This window comes from Bradyrhizobium sp. GCM10028915 (genome assembly GCF_042666195.1).
Lineage (GTDB): Bacteria > Pseudomonadota > Alphaproteobacteria > Rhizobiales > Xanthobacteraceae > Bradyrhizobium > Bradyrhizobium canariense_D.
This window is the reverse complement of sequence record NZ_JBHTFN010000072.1, coordinates 1-17930: the sequence shown is the minus strand read 5'-3', so window position 1 is coordinate 17930 and position 17930 is coordinate 1. Positions and strand designations below refer to the sequence as shown.

Here is a 17930-nt window from a genome sequence, read left to right as displayed (position 1 = left end):
ATCGCTAAACCCACTCTTTTGGAAGCCCTGTTTTCTTATCGGCGGGCAGCCTAACTCCCGAGCTGGCCTCCCGATAGCCCGTCAAAAGCCGCCGTTCGAGCGCGATTCCTCGCTACCCAAATGGTGCTCGAATAAGGTTCAAATCCCGGAGGCGCAACCACCGATACCGACATTCGGTTCAAGTTGCGATCTGACCGTGGGGCCTCTGCGTCCCGAACGCAGTGAGTATCTTTTAAGTTATTGATATTTCTTGGTGTGGCAGTCGTTCCCGTCCCGTTTTGTTCACTGTCGTTTCACCCAATTCATTGCGATTTCGTTGCGGGCGTTTACCGCGAGAACAGCTACAAACCTCGTCCGATTTCTCTGCGCGAAGGGCGCTTCTCCGGTCGCATGAGGCGGAAAAGGCCCCCGGGAAAGACTCGAACTCGTTTCATGACGGGATGAGCGAGCCACCCGCGAGCGGATGTCGCCGTCATGCGAGCCGAAGCGCTCTCGCGAAAACCCGGCTGCGCAGGCGGTCGCGTTCAGCCACGGGCGATCCGGAACCGGTGAATTCGGCGACGCCGAGCTGATCTGTAATTCGGCGATGTGTCTGAGTACCTGTCCGCGCCCTGACATGCAGCGGGAACCTCGGACCTTTTTATTCGCAATTATCCTTTCGGTAGGCCTAACTCCTCGATGGCCCGGAGGCAGATCTTGGCGGGGTCCTTGAGGCCCGTCTGCCCGATCTCAATGATCTTCCCGGCGGTATCACTTCGGCGAGCGGATCGTTTCGATCCTGTACGCCAATCGTACGGAGGGCCTTCTCGTAAGCGCTGGAAAGCCGCGTGATCTATTCAGACCCAAGAGGTGAGTTTTGAAATATTCGGTAGATGGCCCAGCGTTAGTCCCCCTGCTGGACGTACCGTAGCATCAGCTCGCCAAGGGAGCATTGCGATTCGAGCCTTGGGCAAACGATTTTCGGTTTTCCGGGATGACCAGAGGCTCGACGGAAGCCGCTCAGGAGGAGTCAGGGAGCCTTCGCGCGCGCCCGTTCGCGGGCGGCTCGGCGGCGCTGATCCCGGCCGAGCCGGGTCGAGGCAGGAAGACGAGCCGCGGGTGTGGTGGCGGCGGCTCGGCTCCAGCTGCCTGCCTTCCGGCCTCGGCTTCAGAAGGCCGAGCTTCCATGAGCTCGAGCACCGCGCGCCCCTTCTCATTGTCACCAACCAGGCCGATCCGGCGCTCGTCCAGGCGAAGCTCGGGAATGGCAAGAACCTGACGGTCCGCGCGCCGAAACTGCACTTCTTCGAAGATGATCCGTTCAGCCGCCCTACGAAAGTGAGGACGGCCTGCCTGAGGCGCTTCGCGTCGGACAGCTTCAATCAAAACGATTCTTTCGCCTCTGTCGCACTATGGAGTTGGCTGAAGTATCACGTTGTCGATAAGCCGCGTCGAGCCGACATAGGCGGCCACGCACAGCGCCGCGGGGCGGTGCAGCGGACTTGACGCGGGCTTGAGCGTGTCGCCGTCGACGAGCTCGAGGTATTGCAGCTGATCGACCGTTTCCAAATGCCTCTTGGCGATTGCAACCAGCTTGTCCACGTTCCGCTCTCCCAAGCCGAACGCCTCCGCTGCGGCGAACAGTCCACGACTGATGGCGAGGGCCTGCCCCCGATCTTCCTCGCTGAGATACCGGTTACGGCTGCTCATTGCGAGACGGTCCGCCTCCCGAACGGTCGGCACGGTCACGATCTCGATCGGCAGATTCAGATCGATGGTCATCCGACGCACGACCGCACACTGCTGAAAATCCTTTTGCCCGAAGAGCGCGACGTCCGGCTGCACCATATTGAACAGCTTGCATACAACCGTCGCGACCCCACGAAAATGTCCCGGTCTGAAAGCGCCGCAAAGCAGTTTCGCGAGCTCGCCCGGTTCGACGAAGGTCTCGAATTGAGCAGGATAGATTTCTTGTGAAACCGGCGCGAAGACGATCGTAACACCGGCATCGCGGCATAGCTTCTCATCGCGCTGGAAGTCGCGCGGATACGTACTTAGATCCTCGCGTGGCCCGAACTGGGTGGGATTGACGAAGATGCTGACCACGGTGACGTCGCATTGCGCCCGGCTGGCCTCGATCAGCGCCAAATGGCCGTCGTGCAGATAGCCCATTGTCGGTACAAGTCCGACACGTTTGTCGGCTCTGTGAGCGTCCGCGAGCGCGCGGCGAAGCTCGGCGACCGTCGTGATTGTCTGCATTTCTACGCTTCACATCGGGTTCGGTTGGAAGGCGCCCAGTTTGCGATCGTCTCACCTATGCCTTCGGGAAGCCGATAGGATTCTTGCGGTGCCGGAAATGTACCGTTGCGGACATCGGCAACCCAACGCGACAGCGCCTCCTGCAACACCCGAAAGCCGTCAGCGTAGGTCCGAACGAATCTCGGGACATGGCCTTCAATCAAGCCGAGCACGTCGTGGAACACCAGCACCTGCCCCGAACAACCAGGACCTGCGCCAATCCCGATGGTCGGTATCGTCAGCGTTTCCGTCGCTCGCGCAGCAAGCTCGGTCGGGATGCCTTCCAGGACCAGAGCGAAGCAGCCGGCCTCCTGCAGGCGATGGGCGTCGTCGAGCAGGCGCAAGGCGTCATCGCCCTTGCGGCCCTGCACCTTGAATCCGCCCATTGCATTGACGCTCTGCGGGGTCAGGCCGAGATGACCCATCACGGGAATCTCGCACTCGACCAGGGCACGTATCATTGCGACGCGTTTGGATCCGCCCTCGAGCTTCACGGCGTCAGCGCCACGCTGCAGGAAACCTCCGGCGTTACGTATCGTGTCCTCGGGACTGAGGTGAAAGCTCAGAAATGGCATATCGGCCACGAGCAAGGCTCGAGGCTTCGCACGCGCAACCGCCTCGAGATGGTGATTCATCATCGCCATGCTGACCGGCAGCGTATTGTCGAATCCGAGGCAGACGTTGCCGACGCTGTCTCCGACAAGGATCATATCCACGATGGGATCCGCGATGCGTGCGGTGACCGCATCATAGGCGGTCGTCATCACGAGGCGCCGCCCCTCCTCCTTCCACAGCTGCAGCCTTGGAAGCGTGACCCGCTCGAACGCCGTTTCGGACCTGTGGCTCATATCCACTCCTACCGTAAGACTGACATCAGTTCGATTCTGCGGCACGAAGTGCTATGGTCTTGGCGTCGCCTGCCTCGCCCAGGATTTCGAAGCAATAGCGCTTGGCACCATCCCGAGTGACGGAATAGGTCATGCGATCGGTAATGTGGTTGTCGCGATCGAAGGCGAGAATTCTTGGTTTCAGCCGAACGATTTCCGCCCCATCCACGTACGTCGAACTGCAGACGATGATCTGGTCGCCGACGTGGCAGGTGCGCGCGGCGGCACCATTGAGGACACAACAACGTGAGCCGGGTTCGCCAAAGATGACATAGGTCGAAATTCGCGCGCCGGAATTCTTGTTCCAGATCTCCACGAATTCCATCGGCAGAATCCCCGCCTCATGGCACTGATCCGGATCGAGCGTAATCGAGCCGTGATAGTGAAGATTGGCCTCCGTGACATGGATGCCGTGAAGTTTGGCGGCAAGCACCTTTTTCATCTGAAAGTTCCGTCGAACCTCGCACGCATCCCCAAAGCCGGGCATTCCTACGGAGCACGAGATAAAACTGTCAACCTCGATGAGCAAAATGAAACATATCTCTCAAAAATGGCGACCCAACGCATAAAAACGTCCAATGGTCGCGCGATCATCACGTAAGAACTTCCCACCCAATCGCCATGTGAAAGGCGGAGTTGCCTCGAGCTGGGCGCCGACGTCTCAAGTACCCGCGAGCGATGCGCCGCTGGCAGGAACGTCCGGTCAGGCGGCTCGCATTTTGGTCAGAAATTGGTCTACCGCCGTACGCAGCATATCCGACTGATTCTCCAACCCACGCGCATTAGTGAGAACCTCGCCGGCTGCTGTACCGGTGGCGGCCGCTGCGGTGCTGACGTTGCCTATATGCACTCTGATTTCGTTGGAACCCGCGGCGACGGACTGGATGTTGCGCGCAATTTCGCTTGTCATAGCACTCTGCTCTTCGACCGCGCAGGAAATGCTCAGCGTGATGTCACTCATCCTGACGATCGTTTGCGTAATTCCGTTGATGGCGAGAACTGCGTCGTTTGTAGTTGCCTGCATGGTCTCGACCTGCGCGGAGATCTCCTCCGTTGCCTTTGCCGTCTGATTGGCAAGCGCTTTAACCTCGGCTGCCACGACAGCAAATCCGCGTCCGGCGTCGCCGGCACGTGCCGCTTCGATCGTCGCGTTGAGGGCAAGGAGATTGGTCTGCGTGGCGATACTATGGATGAGTTGGACAACTTCGCCGATCTTTTCGGCTCCGCTTGCCAGGACCTGCACCGTAGCGTTTGTGCGCTCAGCGTCACCAACAGCTTGGCGCGCGACCTCGGTCGACTGCAACACCTGTTGCGATATCCCCCTTACCGACGCAGATAATTCCTCGGCGGCGGCGGCTACCATTTCGACGTTCCCGGACGCTTTTTCTGACGCAGCGTCGACGGTGGACGCGCGCAGACTGGCATCGCTGGCGGTCGTGGTCAAAATATCCGCTGTGCCCTGCATATCGGCGGCTGAAGCGGCGACCGCACGAACGATGCCATCGACGCTTTGCTCAAAATCATTCGCAATGCTCTCCAAGGTGGCACGGCGCTCGGCAGCCGTGCGACGTTGAGCTTCGGCCTCGACCAGCTCCAGCCCCCGAATACGAATCGTGTTGTCCTTGAACACTTGGACGGTCGCGGCCATTGCGCCGATCTCATCTTTCCGACCTACACCTGGAATGTCCTGTTCGAGTTCGCCGTCAGCGAGCCGCCTCATGCACGTGCCAAGTGCTGCCAACGGTTTAGTGATGCTGCGGCCGAGGAACCAGGCGATGACACCCGAGACCAGTCCGATCACGATGATGGCACCCCCGAGCGACCACATGATCGGTTGCAGCTTGGCATCAAGATCATCCAGATACGCGCCGGAACCGACGAACATGTCCCATCCGGGAATGCCTACCCCGTAGGACAGCTTCCTGATCGGCTCCTTTTCGCCGGGCCTCATAAACTCGTAACGCAGCACGACATCGCCGTTCGCCGCCACGCCGTCCCGCAGTTCGCGGATCAGCGCACGTCCGTTGGTCTTGCCGTCAAGACGATTGACCCCAATTGTCTTTGGATCCTGAGAGGCGACCGCGACACCTTCCATCGTATTTGCAAAAATATAGCCCGCGCCCTTGTCATACGTCATCGTCTGAGCACGGCGGGAAAATTCAGCAATTGCAGCCTCTTTGGTGAGTTGGCCTGCCTCGACTTGCTTCTGCAAGCCTAATGCAAAGTTCTTGGCGATCTCGACGATGGCGCGGGTCTGTTCGACACGCGAATTGATCACTTCCTTCTGCATCAAATAGCCCGCAAGCGATCCAGCTGAGAAGAGGCCCAGCATCGAGATCGCAACTAGAATGCTGATCTTGGGAGTGATCGGCATGTTATTGAGTGATTTCAAGGAACGTCTCCAAGGCAACTGCCCGGCGGGCTCAGGCGCATAGATTATTGCTTGTATACAAGTGATCGGTTTAGGTTTCGTTACAGCCGCTACAAGTCGGCCAACACTTGCGCCATGTTGACCAGGATCGGACGACGGAGTGCCAGCTCCTTTCCACTGCGCATGCATCGACGAGATGAGCAGGTCGACAACCCTCATCTCGCCGGTCAAGCCCTTCCACCAGCGTCAAACGCTCGACACCGACGCAGCCTTCATCGTGGCCTCCGTTTCCGTGTCGACCTTGAAGCCCTTCGCGGACAAATCCCGGCCGAGGGTCTCGGGCAGCAAAAGAGAGGCGAGAATGAAGACGGCCGCAGCGGGAAGGGCCACCGCAACCATGCCGTTGAGAAGGCTTCCGCCGAAATGGGCGGCCGCAAGTGGCACGATCACAGGGGCTATGCTGCCGAGCCCGCGACCTCCCATATAGAATGTAGACACCGCTGTCGCACGCAGGTTGACCGGATAGAGTTCCGAGATCCAGACGCCCGTCACACCCAGCGCGACGTTGCCAATGCCGAAGCCGATGTAGAGCCAGAACATCGGCCACTCAGTCTTCGATCCCACGTAGAGCTGGCTCCCCCACACAGCCATACCGACCAAAGACCCGACCCAGAACAGCGCGGGCACGAGGGCTCCGAAGCGGCGGCCAGCCCTGTCATTGAAAAAGCCGTTCGCGAGGTAGCAAATGCCGCTGACCACCGAGAGCAGAACGGCTGTCGTGCGAACGACATCACCTGGCGTATGCATATCGCGCAGCAGCAGTGTCGGAATAAAGGAGACGACGCTGTAGTAGCAGAGCATGTAGCTCATCAGCCATACGAAGGCGATGACGGTCTGCCGTGCCAGCCCATTGCGGAAGAGATCCGCAAGGGGAAGTGTGCGGGCTTCTGCGGTGACCTGACTGGCCTTGCGTTGCGCCTCATACTCCAGCCAGATCTTGGATTCAGGCATAAAGAAACGAATGAAGATGATCAGCAGGATGGGCACACCGCCACTCAGTAGGCCGATGCGCCAGCTCCACTCGTCGCTGAACGTCGCAATCAGCCAGATGCCAACGATTGAAGCCGTGGATGACGCGATCACGGCACAGCCTTGGAGCGCGGCCGCGCCCAAACCTCGGCTGCTCTTTTTCCAGGCCTCGTTGAAGAGCACCATGCCTACGCCATACTCGCCGCCAAGACCGATGCCGGTGATCAACCGCAGCACGGCAAGCGACCAGTAATTCCATGCGAAGGCCGAAATGATCGCGGCAACCGAGAACAGCGCGATTGTGAGTTGAAGCGAGGTCTTTCGGCCAAGTCGATCACCAACGATGCCAAACAGCGCGCCGCCAATGGCCGATCCGAACAATGTCAGAGCTTGCAGTGAACCGACCTCGGCCAACGATAGCGACATCGACCGTTGGATCGCGGGCAAAAGAAACGGAAAGATCAGAACGTCGTAGAAGTCGAGAATGTAGCCCAGCATCGCCGAGATCATAATCGAATACCGTTGCCTCGCCGTGTAATCTTCCGAAGTTCCGATCGCCGTAGACATGTGGTGCGCTTCCCGTTGAGAGAACTGGACAATTGATGGTCGTTATCGAAACGCTTTCCGCGTCGTTGGGAGTCGCAAATGCGGCTCCGGGCACCGATTTTGATGCGCGGGGGCCTAGCGGCCCGGCGCTCTCAATTCCGGATAAGCAAAGTCGCCCTTGTCGAGGATGTGGATATCGTCGAGCCACAGGCTGCAGCCGCGAAGCGGGATGTCCAAATGACACGGCGTGTCATTCGTACCGCCGAGCTCCGTGTTCGGACCCGTCGAGAACAGGACGTTCCCGTAGAAGGAAAGCGCATTCATGATGTGCTCCGACGCGACTACCTGGGAGGCCGCGATGTGGTGCCAGGTAGCACGCTCGTTCGATCCCCAGCCGATATGCGAGATCGCCCAGCCGCGCGGATCGCCGAAACTGTCGATATAGTTTTTGATGAGGAGCGCGTCGGTGCCCTCGCCCTTGAGGTCGACGATATAACCGCCCTTCACGGTCAGCGTGACCGGCGACTGGATGTAACGCTTGAACGCGCAGAGGATGTCACCGGGCATCAGCACGACCGTGCCGTTGACGTCGCCATCGGTCGCCTGAGTGAAGGCAAAGCCTGACGGGAAATGATCCCAGCGCCCGGGCTCATCCGTGTATCCGTATTCGGAAATGACCGGGTATTGCTTCAGGCCATAAGTTACGTCCGTTCCGCCGGGCGACGTGATCCGCATTTTGCTGGCCGACTGGAGGAGGGTTCGAGAAAGCTCCGTTCGCCGGCGCAGATCTTCGGTCGGGAACATCTTCTTGAGGATGTGGAACGGCTCCATCACGCGCAAGATGCGCGTGCCCGCTTCCTGAATTTCGGCTTGCTCGCGAGAGAACAGCAACCCCAGGAGATCGATCACCATGTCCACGCGCTTGAGCGTATCGATCGCCGGCTGGTTTCCCGTGAGCGCATGCCGGCCCTGCAGGCCTGCGACCTTGCCCTGGCCGTATTTGGGCACGTTGAGATGAAAGGTCGTTGCGCCGAGACTCTGCGCGGCCAGCATGAAGGCCTGGGCGTATTCCTGCTGATCCTCGCCGCCGCTCAGGACCGCAACGACTTCGCCCTTCTTCACCTTGCAGAGTGTCAGCTCGGCCTTGAAGAGCTCGAGCATTTCAACATCAACGATTTGTCGGGACATCTTCACTGATCTCCTGTTTGCCGAACGTAGACACGCGGCCGTCGAACCGATCGCGTGGTCGCGCTAGAAGCTCTTCGACGATCGAAAGGAAGCCCTCGGTATCGTCGATCTGCATTTGGTGACCCGCGCTTTCCAGCGTCCTGATCGCGATCGACGGCAGCAATCCGCGAATTTCCGCTTCATCTTCGGGTCGAATGACCCCTCCCCGCCCGGCGACGATCAATGCGGTGGGAACGCCGAGATGGGCGAGGTCGCGGTGGATATCATCGTCATGAAAGCCGTTATGGCTCTCGATGAGAGCACGCTCGTCGCAGGTATGCATCCACTCGGCCCGAGTGCGGATGTGCAGCTCGGGCCACCGCGGAGCAGAGGGGCTTCGCAGCGCCGCGTCGGCTTCTCCGCGCTTCGCGCTTTGAAGCAATTTGAGAAGCGGTTCGACCGGAATCGGATAGGCTCGGCGTCCGGGACCGGAGACCGGCGGATCGACCAGTATCAGTTGGTCCATGGACGATGGCCGCCAACGCGCGGCGCGGATTCCGATGCGGCCGCCCATCGAGTGGCCCAGCAGCGTATAAGGGCCCATTCCAAGCGCTTCAGCGAACCCGATGAGGTCGGATGCGCATGCGTCGAGCGAATAATTGAGATGCGGGCCGCTTTCGGAAAGGCCGCGACCGCGGACATCGAGCACGAAAACGTCGTGTCCGGAGCACAGGCGTTCTGCGATGAAGGCCCATTGCGCCGCAGTCGTCGAGATGCCAGGGACAATGATGATCTCCGGCCCGGCCCCGCCGAACCGCAAATAATGCTGCCGAATGCCGTTGGCGTGCACATTGGCGCCGTAAAGCAATCCGGATGCCGCGGCGCCGCTCACGTCTGCTGATCCTTTGTGTGGTCATCCGACAGCGCGCGAAGCCGCTCGATGGCGACCTGCGTCGGCAAGACATCCGCGTATTTGCTGGCGATATCGAACAGGTTGACGGCGTGAGACGTGGGCGAGCGGTCGTAGACCGCATCGCTCGGCACAATTGACTTGAAGTTCAGCGCGCACGCATCCACAACCGAAGCCCGCACGCAGCCGCTGGTCGTGCAGCCGGTCACCACCAGCGAGTCGACGCCGGCACCGATCAGATAGGTCGCAAGCGGAGTGCCGAAGAACGCGCTTGCCTGAGTTTTCGGCAGCAGCAACTCGCCGGGCTCCGGAGCCACCTCTCGGACGAAGTCGTAGCCCTCGGACGGGATCCGCATGATACCCGGGATCTTCGCGGAGAACGCGCCCTGGTCCTGGCCTACCTTCCGCGCGACATGCGGGAAAATCACCGGCCGTTCTTTCTCGCGAAACAGCAGCACCAATTCGGCGATGTGTGCGATCGCATGCCAACCGGCCTCGCCGCAGCTGGTGGGGTATTGCTTGATCGCGTCGCGGATCGGCATCGGCCGGTCGCCGACCGAACGATACTGCACGTCGATGACCAGCAACGCCGGTCGTCTGCCGAATCCCGCCGCACCACCCAGCCCTGCGAGGGCATAGGTTTCGCGCTCGTCCAGCGGTATCACGTCGTCCCAGGGGTGCCTGGTGCCAGTCACTGTTGCGCTCCAGAGGTCACAATCGTGAGCATGTCAGTGAAGCGGCGCGGTGGCCGCGTCGTACTGGTAGATCCAATCGTATCGCGCAGCCGTCGCGTCCGGTGCCCACTGGGTCTTGATGTAGTCACCCGCTGTCTCCGGCTTGCACAGCGCCTGGTTATGAAAGATCGGCAGCATGCCGGCCGCCGACTTTGCGACCTTGGTGGTGCGATCGAGCCGCAGGCCCTGATACGTCTTGAATACCGCCGCGATGTCATCGGGATTCTCCTCGAAGCAACGGGCGAGGACGGATGCATCCTCCAGGGCCATGTTCACGCCCTGCCCGAGGTACGGCAGCATCGAATGGCAGGCGTCGCCGAGCAGGGTGACGCATCCCTTCGACCACGTACCCAGCGACGGCCGCACGAACAGTCCCCACTTGTTCAGGGTATCCACATTCCCGACCAGATCGATGATGTCCGGATGCCAGCCCTCGAAGTCCTTCAGGCATTCCTCGACAGAACCCTTCTCCGACCAGGATTCGAGGAGCCAGTCGTCATGGTCGACCTGGCCCGAAAAGGTCATCATGACGGTGTTCTGCCAACGGACCGGATAGGCAGTGACATGAGCGGTGGGTCCGATCCAGGTTGCCACCTCGGGTTCGCGCTGATGCCGCGCAAGGCGGTCGACGGGCACGAGACCACGCCAGGCGATGGCCTTCGTGTACTCGCTCTCGATGTTGCCGATGAGGCCAAGGCGGACCTTCGAATGCGCACCGTCAGCGCCGATCAGCGCGCGTCCTTCGACTTCGGAGCCATCAGCAAGCTTGGCCCGAACCCCTTCGTCGTCTTGACTGAACCCGACAACGTGGGCGCTCAGATGAATGGCGCCCGGCTTCAACTCGCGCACGCCGTCGACGAGAATCTTCAGCAGGTGAGCACGGAGCAGCAGATAGGGCTGATTGCGCGCCGCGTCGGAGCTGCGGTTGTAGAGGGGCCACCTATCACCCGTGTTCCAGAGCCGGATCGAGCGTCGCTCGGCCGCGATGCAGTTCTGCTCGACCTGTTCGGTGAGGCCGAGATCCCGAAGAACGCGCACGCCGTTCATGGAGATCCAAAGGCCGGCTCCGACCTCGCGCAACTCGGACGCTTGCTCAAATACGTCACAATCGATGCCGCGACGAAGCAGCGAAAGCGCCATCGCCAAGCCGCCGATGCCGGCGCCGGCAATGAGGACACTCGATTTACTGACCTGTTCAAGAATCATGATATCTCCAAACGACATTGCGCTATCTTGCGACGGGCTAGGCGGCGTCTTCGGAGACTTGCTCGGCGGCAAGGCTCCTTACGGCCTCGAAAATCTTGGTGTATCCGGTGCAGCGGCAGAGGTTGCCGTGCAGGTAGTGACGGATTTCTTCGTCAGTCGGGTGCGGCGTCGCCTTCAGCAACGCTGTCACAGCCATAATGAAGCCCGGCGTGCAGAAGCCGCACTGAAGGCCGCCGTGAAGCACGAACGCCTTCTGAATCCGCGATAGGCCCTCGGGCGGCGTTACGCCCTCGATCGTCGTGACCTCCCGCTGATCGACATCGACGGCGAGCGTGGTGCAACTCGAGATCGGCTCACCGTCGAGCAGAACGGTGCAGGCGCCGCACACCTCCATGTCACAGGAGCGCTTCGTCCCCTTCAGGCCAAGGCGATCCCGGATCAGGTCGATCAATAGCGTATGGGCAGGAACGTCGATCGCGATCGCCTGGCCGTTCAGCGAGAACGAAATGGGCAGCACATGTGTCATTTCACGCGCTCCCGGCTGCGGCGATCGCCTCGTCCGCGTTTCGCAGAAGCAAGACACCTGCAAGGTGCCGCTTATATTCGGCGCCGCCATGCCGATCCTCGTTGACTTCCAACTCGCCCAGCGCCGTCGGGAGCACCGCCTCGATCGCCGGGCGGACTTCAGCGACGGATATGCCCTGGAGGACATCTTCGATGGCCTTCAAAGGCTGAGGTCGCGAACCGAGCGCTCCGACCCGCACGCGGGCGCTTCTGATCGTCCTTCCGCTGGGGCCCAGCGACCAAGCCATCGCGACATTCACCGAGGGCCTCTCACCATGCTTGAACCGCCGATAGGTCACCGGTCCGGTAGGGCGCGAAAACGCAATGACTGTCAGAAGCTCATCCGGCTCCCGCACCGTTTCCAGCTCACTTCGGATGAAATCGTCAGCGTGAACGACACGCGTACCGCTGGGGCCAATAAGCACCAGCCGTGCGTCCAAGGCCGCGAGCATAGTCAGCGGATCGGCGTGGGGCTCTCCGAAGCACAGATTGCCTCCGATCGTTCCAACGCTGCGGATCCTGATGTTCGCAACGTTGGCACAGAGCGAGGACAGCGCCGGCACATGCGCGCGAATAACGGGATCATTGGCGATCTTGTTGTGCGTACAGCGCGCACCGAGTTCGATGTCATTCGCATCGTTCAGAGCAATGCGGTCAAGTCCGTTGATTCCCTTAATGTCGATGAGTCGGTCCGTATGGATGACGCGCAACTTCAACGCCAGTAGCAATTCGGTTCCGCCGGAGTAGAACATGCCGTCACCGGACTTTCCGACCGCACGTACGGCGCCGGCAATCGTCGAAGGCCTCTCGAATGCGAAGGGTGAAGGCAGCATGATCAGGTCGCGCCCAACATTTCTTTGAGCCGCTTCTCGAACTCCTCGAAGTTCTGATCGACGCGACGCTTGATGACGCCGAACCCCATAGTCGCGAGGCGACCTTGCACGTCGACCTTCGCGTCCACGGCGAATGTGGACCCCGCCCCTTCCGGCGTCACAGTTACGTCGAGAACAACCGCCAGCCTCGTCCCGGTGATCTTGTCGCGGCCCGTGGCGCGCGTGCGGACGTGAGACGGCTCCGTTATCGATTCAACGATGATGTCGGCCGGGACCTCGACCTTGAACGGGCCGATCTTCTGTTTGACGGTCGCTTTGTAAGTTGCAAGCCGCTCGATTTCCTCGACGTTTTCGCAGCCGGGGATGCAACCCGATATGCGAGGGACGTCGATCAGCGTGCTCCAAAGCTCCGCCGGCGTCGCGGGCACCACCATCGACATATTGAAATCCATGAATTCAGTTCCTCTTCTGCAGGGCGCGCCATACCTTTTCGGGCGTCATTGGCAGCTCGGTGATCCGAATGCCGTAGGCGGAGAACAGCGCATTGGCGATCGCGGGCGCGACCGGAAGGATCGCTCCCTCGCCCATTCCCTTGGCGCCGCCTGGACCGGGACCGTCGCCGTTTTCGACAAGGATGGTGTCAAACACGGGGGGAACGTCGGAGATGCGCGGTATCGAATAATCGATCGGCGTCGCATTGACCGGCTGGCCATCCTCGAACTCCAGCACTTCATAAAGTGCGTGTCCGAGGCCCATGATTGCAGCCCCCTCGTCCTGCCCTTCCGCCGCAACGCGATTGATCACGCGGCCGACGTCAGCGGCGCTGGCATATCGGGTGACATGGATCTCGCCGGTGTCTTCATCGACAATGATTTCAGCGAGGCCCGCGGAAGTCTCCCAGAACAGAGGGGACTCAACCAGAGCGCCCTTCTTCGAGCGTGGCGTAATCGCGCCGCGGCCGATGACCTCTCCCGAATCGACACCCAGCGTGCGGTGAAAAATCTGGTGGAAAGTGAGAACCTCGGATCCGGTCGTGACACCGCCCTCAACAAGCGAGAGGTTCTCCCGGGGAAGCTCCCAAACATCAGCAACCATTTCGAGTATCTGATCGGCTGCGTCGAGTGCGGCATTCTCGACGGAAAGGCCGACGACCACGGTCGATCGGCTTGCGCCTGTGCCCCAGTCGTAAGGGGCGACGGCCGTATCGGTGCGCAAGACGGTTACCGCGGAGGCTGGCTGCTTCAAGGTCTGCGATGCGATGCGCGCCGTGGTCGCGTGCGCGCCCTGGCCGACTTCAATGCTGGAGACCGAAACGAGGATCGACCCGTCGATCTTGAGACGTACGATCGCGTTACTAATCGGCGTATTGGCCGGATCGGTCGCGGCGACTGCCAATCCGCGCGCCTGCCGGTTGGAGGCCTTCACCTCCGATGCGAACGACTGGGTCACTCGGTCCATCAGCTCACTCATATCCATATCGAGCGCCCGCAAATCGGGGCGGATGCGCTCACCGCGGGACGCCAAATTCCGCAACCGAAACTCGGACGGATCCATGCCGATTGCCGCCGCGACATTATCCATGTGCGATTCTTTGGCCCAAACAGCTTGCGGCCCCCCGATCGAGCGGAACGCCGCACCTGGAACGGTGTTCGTGTAGACCGCGCAGGCCTCAAGACGCAGATTGGGCACCGCGTAGGGGCCCATGATGCGATTTGCCGCTTTAGTGGCGACGGCCGAGCCTGTGTCGGAATATGCCCCGCCATCGAGCAGCAGTTTGGCGCTCTTGGCGAGGATCCGTCCGTTGGCGTCCACAGCCGTTCGAATCGTGATGTCGGCGCCCAACCTTCTGCACGTGAGCATCGATTCAGCTATGGATTGGGCAATCCGGACCGGACGTTGCACCTTCCACGAAGCAGCGGCGACCAAAGGCTCAATCTTCACCGAGGCCTTGCCGCCAAACCCTCCGCCGACAAACGGAACGATCACCCGGACCTTGGCCAGTTGCAGCCCGAAGAGGCGCGATAGCACTTTCTGAACAGCGGTCGGCGTTTGTGCACCTGCCCAAACCGTCAGAGAGTCCCGCTGGAAATCCGCAATGACCGCATGCGGCTCCATTGCGAAGTGAGAAATGGCCGGGAAGGTGAAGCGATCTTCGTGGATATACGCTGCGGTCGCCTCCGCCGCGTCAACGTCTCCGACGTTGTTCCGGTAAGTGTGGAAAATGTTGGTGTTCTGGGTCGGCCGGGCGCCGCCCTTGAAATAAAAGTCTTCCAGATTTTCATGGCGCTCGTGGATGAGCGGCGCTTCTTCCGCCAGGGCTTCCTGGATGGTCGTTGCGCGCGGAAGGTCATCGTATCCCACATCGACTAGTTCTGCGGCGTTTTCTGCGATCTCGATTGTCTCCGCGATCACCACGGCGACGGGTTCGCCCACATATCTCACGCGGTCGGTCGCAATGATCGGCCGGTCTTTAAGCACAACGCCCCAGTTACCGAACGAGGCGACGTCTTCGCCGATCAGCACGTCCACAACACCGTCCATGGCCCGTGCAACGCTCGAATCGATAGAAGCGATGCGGGCATGAATGGCTGGCGAGCGAACCACAAACCCATGCAGCATCCCCGGAACCGTCAGGTCGGTAACGTACTCGGCGCGGCCCGTAACCTTTTCGATCAGGTCGGGCCGAACGGAACTCATGTTGTCAATCGCTGACATACGCAAATCCGATGGTACTTTGGTGCGCCGGTCCGTAAGGCGTGAAGCCAAGGTCCGGGGAGCAATCTTAGGACACTACAACATCTATCACTTGTATGCAAGTGCTGCACTCGCTTGCAAGTATTAGATGTTTTCTTCCCGTGATCGGAGGCAAGCCGGAGCGAATCGGTCTAGCCCAGCGCGTGCGAGAATGGGTTTGCCTCTTAGGCGGAGCGGATTTCGATATGCGAACGACGGACGCATCGAAGCGAGCCACTTCCGGGGCTCTCAACGAAGCAAATCGCATTAAACAGAATGAAGTCGAACAAAGATGGATTTCCTAGGTCGGGAAATGTAGACAATCGGCCGGCACCGGAGACCTTCGGAGCTTGAGGCCTGTATTTCTTGAACTGAGGCAACCTACGGCAAGGAAGTAAAAAGTGGTGCAACCCAAGACAAAGCCGCGCGCGGCCGGGAAAGTGAAAGAAGCTATAGATTCGTACCGGCTGGATGACGCACCGGGCTTTTTGTTGCGAGTCGCGCTCCGTACTCACACGTCCATCTTTGCCGCTAAGATGATTGAAGAATTAACGGGGCCCCAATTCTCGACGCTAGCGAAATTGAAGGAGGTAGGCCCTTGCTCGCAAAACCACTTAGGACGGCTAATTCATTATGATTCGGCGACCATCACCGGCGTTATCAATCGCCTGAAATCTCGCGGCCTCATCAAGAGCTCCAAAGACCCTCTGGATCCGCGGCGACGCGAGATAGATTTGACCGAGAAGGGAAGACGGATAGCGGACGCAGCGATTGAAACTATTGGCGAGATTTCCGGCGAGACATTCGCTCCGCTGACCCAAGATGAATTTCGAGCGCTCACCGAAATCTTGAAGAAGATCATACGACGCTGATCAACCGGCTTCGAGCGGCACTAGATATCGTCAGCAGCCGAGAAAAAGGGCCCGGCGATCGCGCCGGGCCGAGTAGAGGGAGGAAAACGAAAGATCGCAAATCTTTCGCAGACGCCGAATGCGGAATTCGATCGTAGAAACCCAACGAACGACCTCCAGCAGCAATACTATCGTACATGTCAGACCGCATTTTGTGCTGAAGTCGGCATCTCTCCGCACCGTTTCCGGCATTTGACGGGTCGTACGATTTCGACAGCACGACAAAGAGCGCGCGCGAGACTTGGAAGGTCCCGATCACCAGGCTCCACGCGTCCGGTTCATTTCATCGCCCGGCTCCGATCTCGCAATGCCCGCACCGCCGTACCCGCCTTTGCAATTCAGAGATCCGAATCTCCTGCCAAGGGATGACTGCCGGTCCCCGTTGCGTCGATGAGTATCTATTCCTTGACTCTGCGCGCTGAATGAATCGTGCTAGTGACCCGAGGGGCTGTCCTCAATCGTCCCTACCTAGCGCGCGGAGTATCTTCCTTCTATAGCTCGCCAGGTCGAACAGGAGTCTTGGCACTCTTTTGAGCGCAATCGCCTTGCCCTCGATTGCGAGATGTAGAACTCGTATCAATCTGGCAAGACCAAGTTCTACAAACGCGAGCCGAACATGCGGATCGTTCACAATCCTGAGCTGGTTGTCTACAATGACGATGGATGCCGCGAGATCAGGTTTCGTCTCCAGAACGAAGTCTCGACATGCCGCGGCAAATTCCTCCTCTTGAACGCTCAAAGGTACCTTTACTTCCCTGCGAGAACTCCCCGCCATATTCGGGTCCCCTATGAACGAACGGCAGCGAGGCACCTGATGCCGACTCAGGTTTTTGGATTTCTAGTGGCTCGCGCGCTTGGTCGATCTCTTCGGACCCGGCAACACATCCGTGCAAACACCTTCATACACTTCGCCAGCCAGGCCTATTGTCTCTCCGAACGTCGGATGCGGATGGATGGTCTTGCTGAGATCAATTGCATCGGCGCCCATCTCGATCGCCAGGCAGATTTCTCCAATCATGTCGCCAGCGTGCGGGCCAACGTTCACACCGCCGATGATGCGGTGCGTCTCTTGGTCGATGATCAGCTTGTTCATGCCATAAGACGCGCCCGAGGCGATCGCTCTGCCCGAGGCAGCCCACGGAAACTTCGCGGATCTAACGTGCCTGCCTGAGGAGGCCGCTTCATGTTCCATGATGCCAACCCAGGCCACCTCAGGATCAGTGTAGGCGACGTTCGGGACGATCTTCGCGTCAAAGAAGCTCTTGAGCCCGGCAGCCGCTTCTGCCGCGACATGCCCCTCGTGAACCGCCTTATGGGCGAGCATCGGGTTACCCGCGACATCGCCGATCGCGAAAATATGAGGCAAATTCGTCCGCATTTGCCTATTGACTGCAACGAAACCTTTGCGTCGCATCTTACACCAATCTTCTCCAAGCCCAGATTTGCGCTGTTAGGCACTTTGCCTGCGGACTGCAGGATCAAATCGTACGTTCGACGCCCCGGCTTTGAGCTTTCAATCTCGACCGATACGCCGTTACTATCTGCCGTGGCGCTTACTATATGCCGCCTCACTGTGCCCGAGCCGAGCATTGAGCTTCTGGATCAGCTGATCCGCGGCGTCTGCGATCACGGTACCGGGCGGGAAGATGGCTTCGGCACCGGCCGCGTAGAGCGCATCGTAATCCTGTGGCGGCACCACGCCGCCGACGATGATCATGATGTCGTCGCGGCCCTGCTTCTTCAGCGCGGCCTTGAGCTCCGG

Annotated in this window: 15 protein-coding genes and 1 pseudogene; 1 reads left to right on the top strand and 15 read right to left on the bottom strand. The window is 59.9% G+C overall.

From position 1 onward, the window contains the following. Window positions 1-1389 precede the first annotated feature (1389 nt). The 13 genes from panC to ACFQX9_RS37740 all read right to left on the bottom strand — a co-directional run bounded on the left by panC (window position 1390) and on the right by ACFQX9_RS37740 (window position 15239). Window positions 1390-2238 carry a pantoate--beta-alanine ligase gene (panC, locus tag ACFQX9_RS37800; protein WP_377792051.1) on the bottom strand — a complete coding sequence of 283 codons (849 nt, stop codon included), beginning with the start codon at window positions 2236-2238 and terminating at the stop codon, window positions 1390-1392. Window positions 2239-2240: 2 nt separating this feature from the next. Continuing rightward, window positions 2241-3125 (bottom strand): 3-methyl-2-oxobutanoate hydroxymethyltransferase, encoded by an 885-nt coding sequence (gene panB / locus ACFQX9_RS37795; RefSeq protein ID WP_377792050.1) that lies wholly within the window; start codon window positions 3123-3125, stop codon window positions 2241-2243. 25 nt (window positions 3126-3150) lie between these two features. Continuing rightward, complete coding sequence (gene panD, locus ACFQX9_RS37790) at window positions 3151-3606, bottom strand: aspartate 1-decarboxylase (protein ID WP_377792049.1); 456 nt, start codon at window positions 3604-3606, stop codon at window positions 3151-3153. 261 nt (window positions 3607-3867) lie between these two features. After that, a complete protein-coding gene (locus tag ACFQX9_RS37785) occupies window positions 3868-5538 on the bottom strand; it encodes a methyl-accepting chemotaxis protein (protein WP_377792171.1) in 1671 nt (556 codons plus the stop codon). 243 nt (window positions 5539-5781) lie between these two features. Next, entirely contained in the window at window positions 5782-7131 is a 1350-nt protein-coding gene (locus tag ACFQX9_RS37780) for an MFS transporter (RefSeq protein WP_247495136.1), read from the bottom strand. Window positions 7132-7245: 114 nt separating this feature from the next. Beyond that, a complete protein-coding gene (locus tag ACFQX9_RS37775) occupies window positions 7246-8298 on the bottom strand; it encodes a leucyl aminopeptidase (protein WP_247495137.1) in 1053 nt (350 codons plus the stop codon). After that, on the bottom strand, window positions 8279-9169 hold the full coding sequence (locus ACFQX9_RS37770) for an alpha/beta fold hydrolase (protein ID WP_377792048.1): 891 nt from the start codon (window positions 9167-9169) through the stop codon (window positions 8279-8281). Before ACFQX9_RS37770 ends, ACFQX9_RS37775 begins: the two co-directional genes overlap by 20 nt. Beyond that, a complete protein-coding gene (locus ACFQX9_RS37765) occupies window positions 9166-9882 on the bottom strand; it encodes an isochorismatase family protein (RefSeq protein WP_377792047.1) in 717 nt (238 codons plus the stop codon). The genes ACFQX9_RS37770 and ACFQX9_RS37765 overlap by 4 nt, the downstream gene beginning before the upstream one ends. A gap of 33 nt (window positions 9883-9915) precedes the next feature. Further along, window positions 9916-11127: an FAD-dependent monooxygenase gene (locus ACFQX9_RS37760; protein ID WP_377792046.1), complete on the bottom strand. Its 1212-nt coding sequence runs from the start codon at window positions 11125-11127 to the stop codon at window positions 9916-9918. Window positions 11128-11164: 37 nt separating this feature from the next. Then, window positions 11165-11653, bottom strand: a complete 489-nt coding sequence (locus ACFQX9_RS37755; RefSeq protein WP_038950124.1) for a (2Fe-2S)-binding protein — start codon at window positions 11651-11653, stop codon at window positions 11165-11167. A gap of 1 nt (window position 11654) precedes the next feature. Continuing rightward, window positions 11655-12524, bottom strand: coding sequence for a xanthine dehydrogenase family protein subunit M (locus ACFQX9_RS37750; RefSeq protein WP_007594422.1), 870 nt, complete (start codon window positions 12522-12524; stop codon window positions 11655-11657). A gap of 2 nt (window positions 12525-12526) precedes the next feature. Beyond that, entirely contained in the window at window positions 12527-12976 is a 450-nt protein-coding gene (locus tag ACFQX9_RS37745) for a CoxG family protein (protein WP_377792044.1), read from the bottom strand. A gap of 4 nt (window positions 12977-12980) precedes the next feature. Further along, window positions 12981-15239: a xanthine dehydrogenase family protein molybdopterin-binding subunit gene (locus ACFQX9_RS37740; protein ID WP_377792043.1), complete on the bottom strand. Its 2259-nt coding sequence runs from the start codon at window positions 15237-15239 to the stop codon at window positions 12981-12983. 419 nt (window positions 15240-15658) lie between these two features. On the opposite strand from ACFQX9_RS37740, the gene ACFQX9_RS37735 reads away from it, so the two are divergent. Then, a complete protein-coding gene (locus tag ACFQX9_RS37735) occupies window positions 15659-16129 on the top strand; it encodes a MarR family winged helix-turn-helix transcriptional regulator (protein WP_038944656.1) in 471 nt (156 codons plus the stop codon). An 877-nt stretch (window positions 16130-17006) separates the two neighbouring features. Here ACFQX9_RS37735 and ACFQX9_RS37730 read toward each other — a convergent pair. Together ACFQX9_RS37730 and ACFQX9_RS37725 are read right to left on the bottom strand one after the other, a co-directional pair. Continuing rightward, window positions 17007-17546 (bottom strand): FAD-dependent oxidoreductase, encoded by a 540-nt coding sequence (locus ACFQX9_RS37730; RefSeq protein WP_317246027.1) that lies wholly within the window; start codon window positions 17544-17546, stop codon window positions 17007-17009. 159 nt (window positions 17547-17705) lie between these two features. After that, window positions 17706-17930 (bottom strand): annotated as a pseudogene (locus tag ACFQX9_RS37725) (methylmalonyl-CoA mutase); the annotation flags it as partial.

Coding starts and splice junctions, on each gene's coding strand:
- ACFQX9_RS37760 (WP_377792046.1), bottom strand. CDS start 11,127: ATGATTCTTGAACAGGTCAGTAAATCGAGTGTCCTCATTGCCGGCGCC.
- ACFQX9_RS37755 (WP_038950124.1), bottom strand. CDS start 11,653: ATGACACATGTGCTGCCCATTTCGTTCTCGCTGAACGGCCAGGCGATC.
- panC (WP_377792051.1), bottom strand. CDS start 2,238: ATGCAGACAATCACGACGGTCGCCGAGCTTCGCCGCGCGCTCGCGGAC.
- panD (WP_377792049.1), bottom strand. CDS start 3,606: ATGAAAAAGGTGCTTGCCGCCAAACTTCACGGCATCCATGTCACGGAG.
- ACFQX9_RS37785 (WP_377792171.1), bottom strand. CDS start 5,538: ATGCCGATCACTCCCAAGATCAGCATTCTAGTTGCGATCTCGATGCTG.
- ACFQX9_RS37730 (WP_317246027.1), bottom strand. CDS start 17,546: ATGCGGACGAATTTGCCTCATATTTTCGCGATCGGCGATGTCGCGGGT.
- ACFQX9_RS37745 (WP_377792044.1), bottom strand. CDS start 12,976: ATGGATTTCAATATGTCGATGGTGGTGCCCGCGACGCCGGCGGAGCTT.
- ACFQX9_RS37780 (WP_247495136.1), bottom strand. CDS start 7,131: ATGTCTACGGCGATCGGAACTTCGGAAGATTACACGGCGAGGCAACGG.
- ACFQX9_RS37740 (WP_377792043.1), bottom strand. CDS start 15,239: ATGTCAGCGATTGACAACATGAGTTCCGTTCGGCCCGACCTGATCGAA.
- ACFQX9_RS37750 (WP_007594422.1), bottom strand. CDS start 12,524: ATGCTGCCTTCACCCTTCGCATTCGAGAGGCCTTCGACGATTGCCGGC.
- ACFQX9_RS37775 (WP_247495137.1), bottom strand. CDS start 8,298: ATGTCCCGACAAATCGTTGATGTTGAAATGCTCGAGCTCTTCAAGGCC.
- panB (WP_377792050.1), bottom strand. CDS start 3,125: ATGAGCCACAGGTCCGAAACGGCGTTCGAGCGGGTCACGCTTCCAAGG.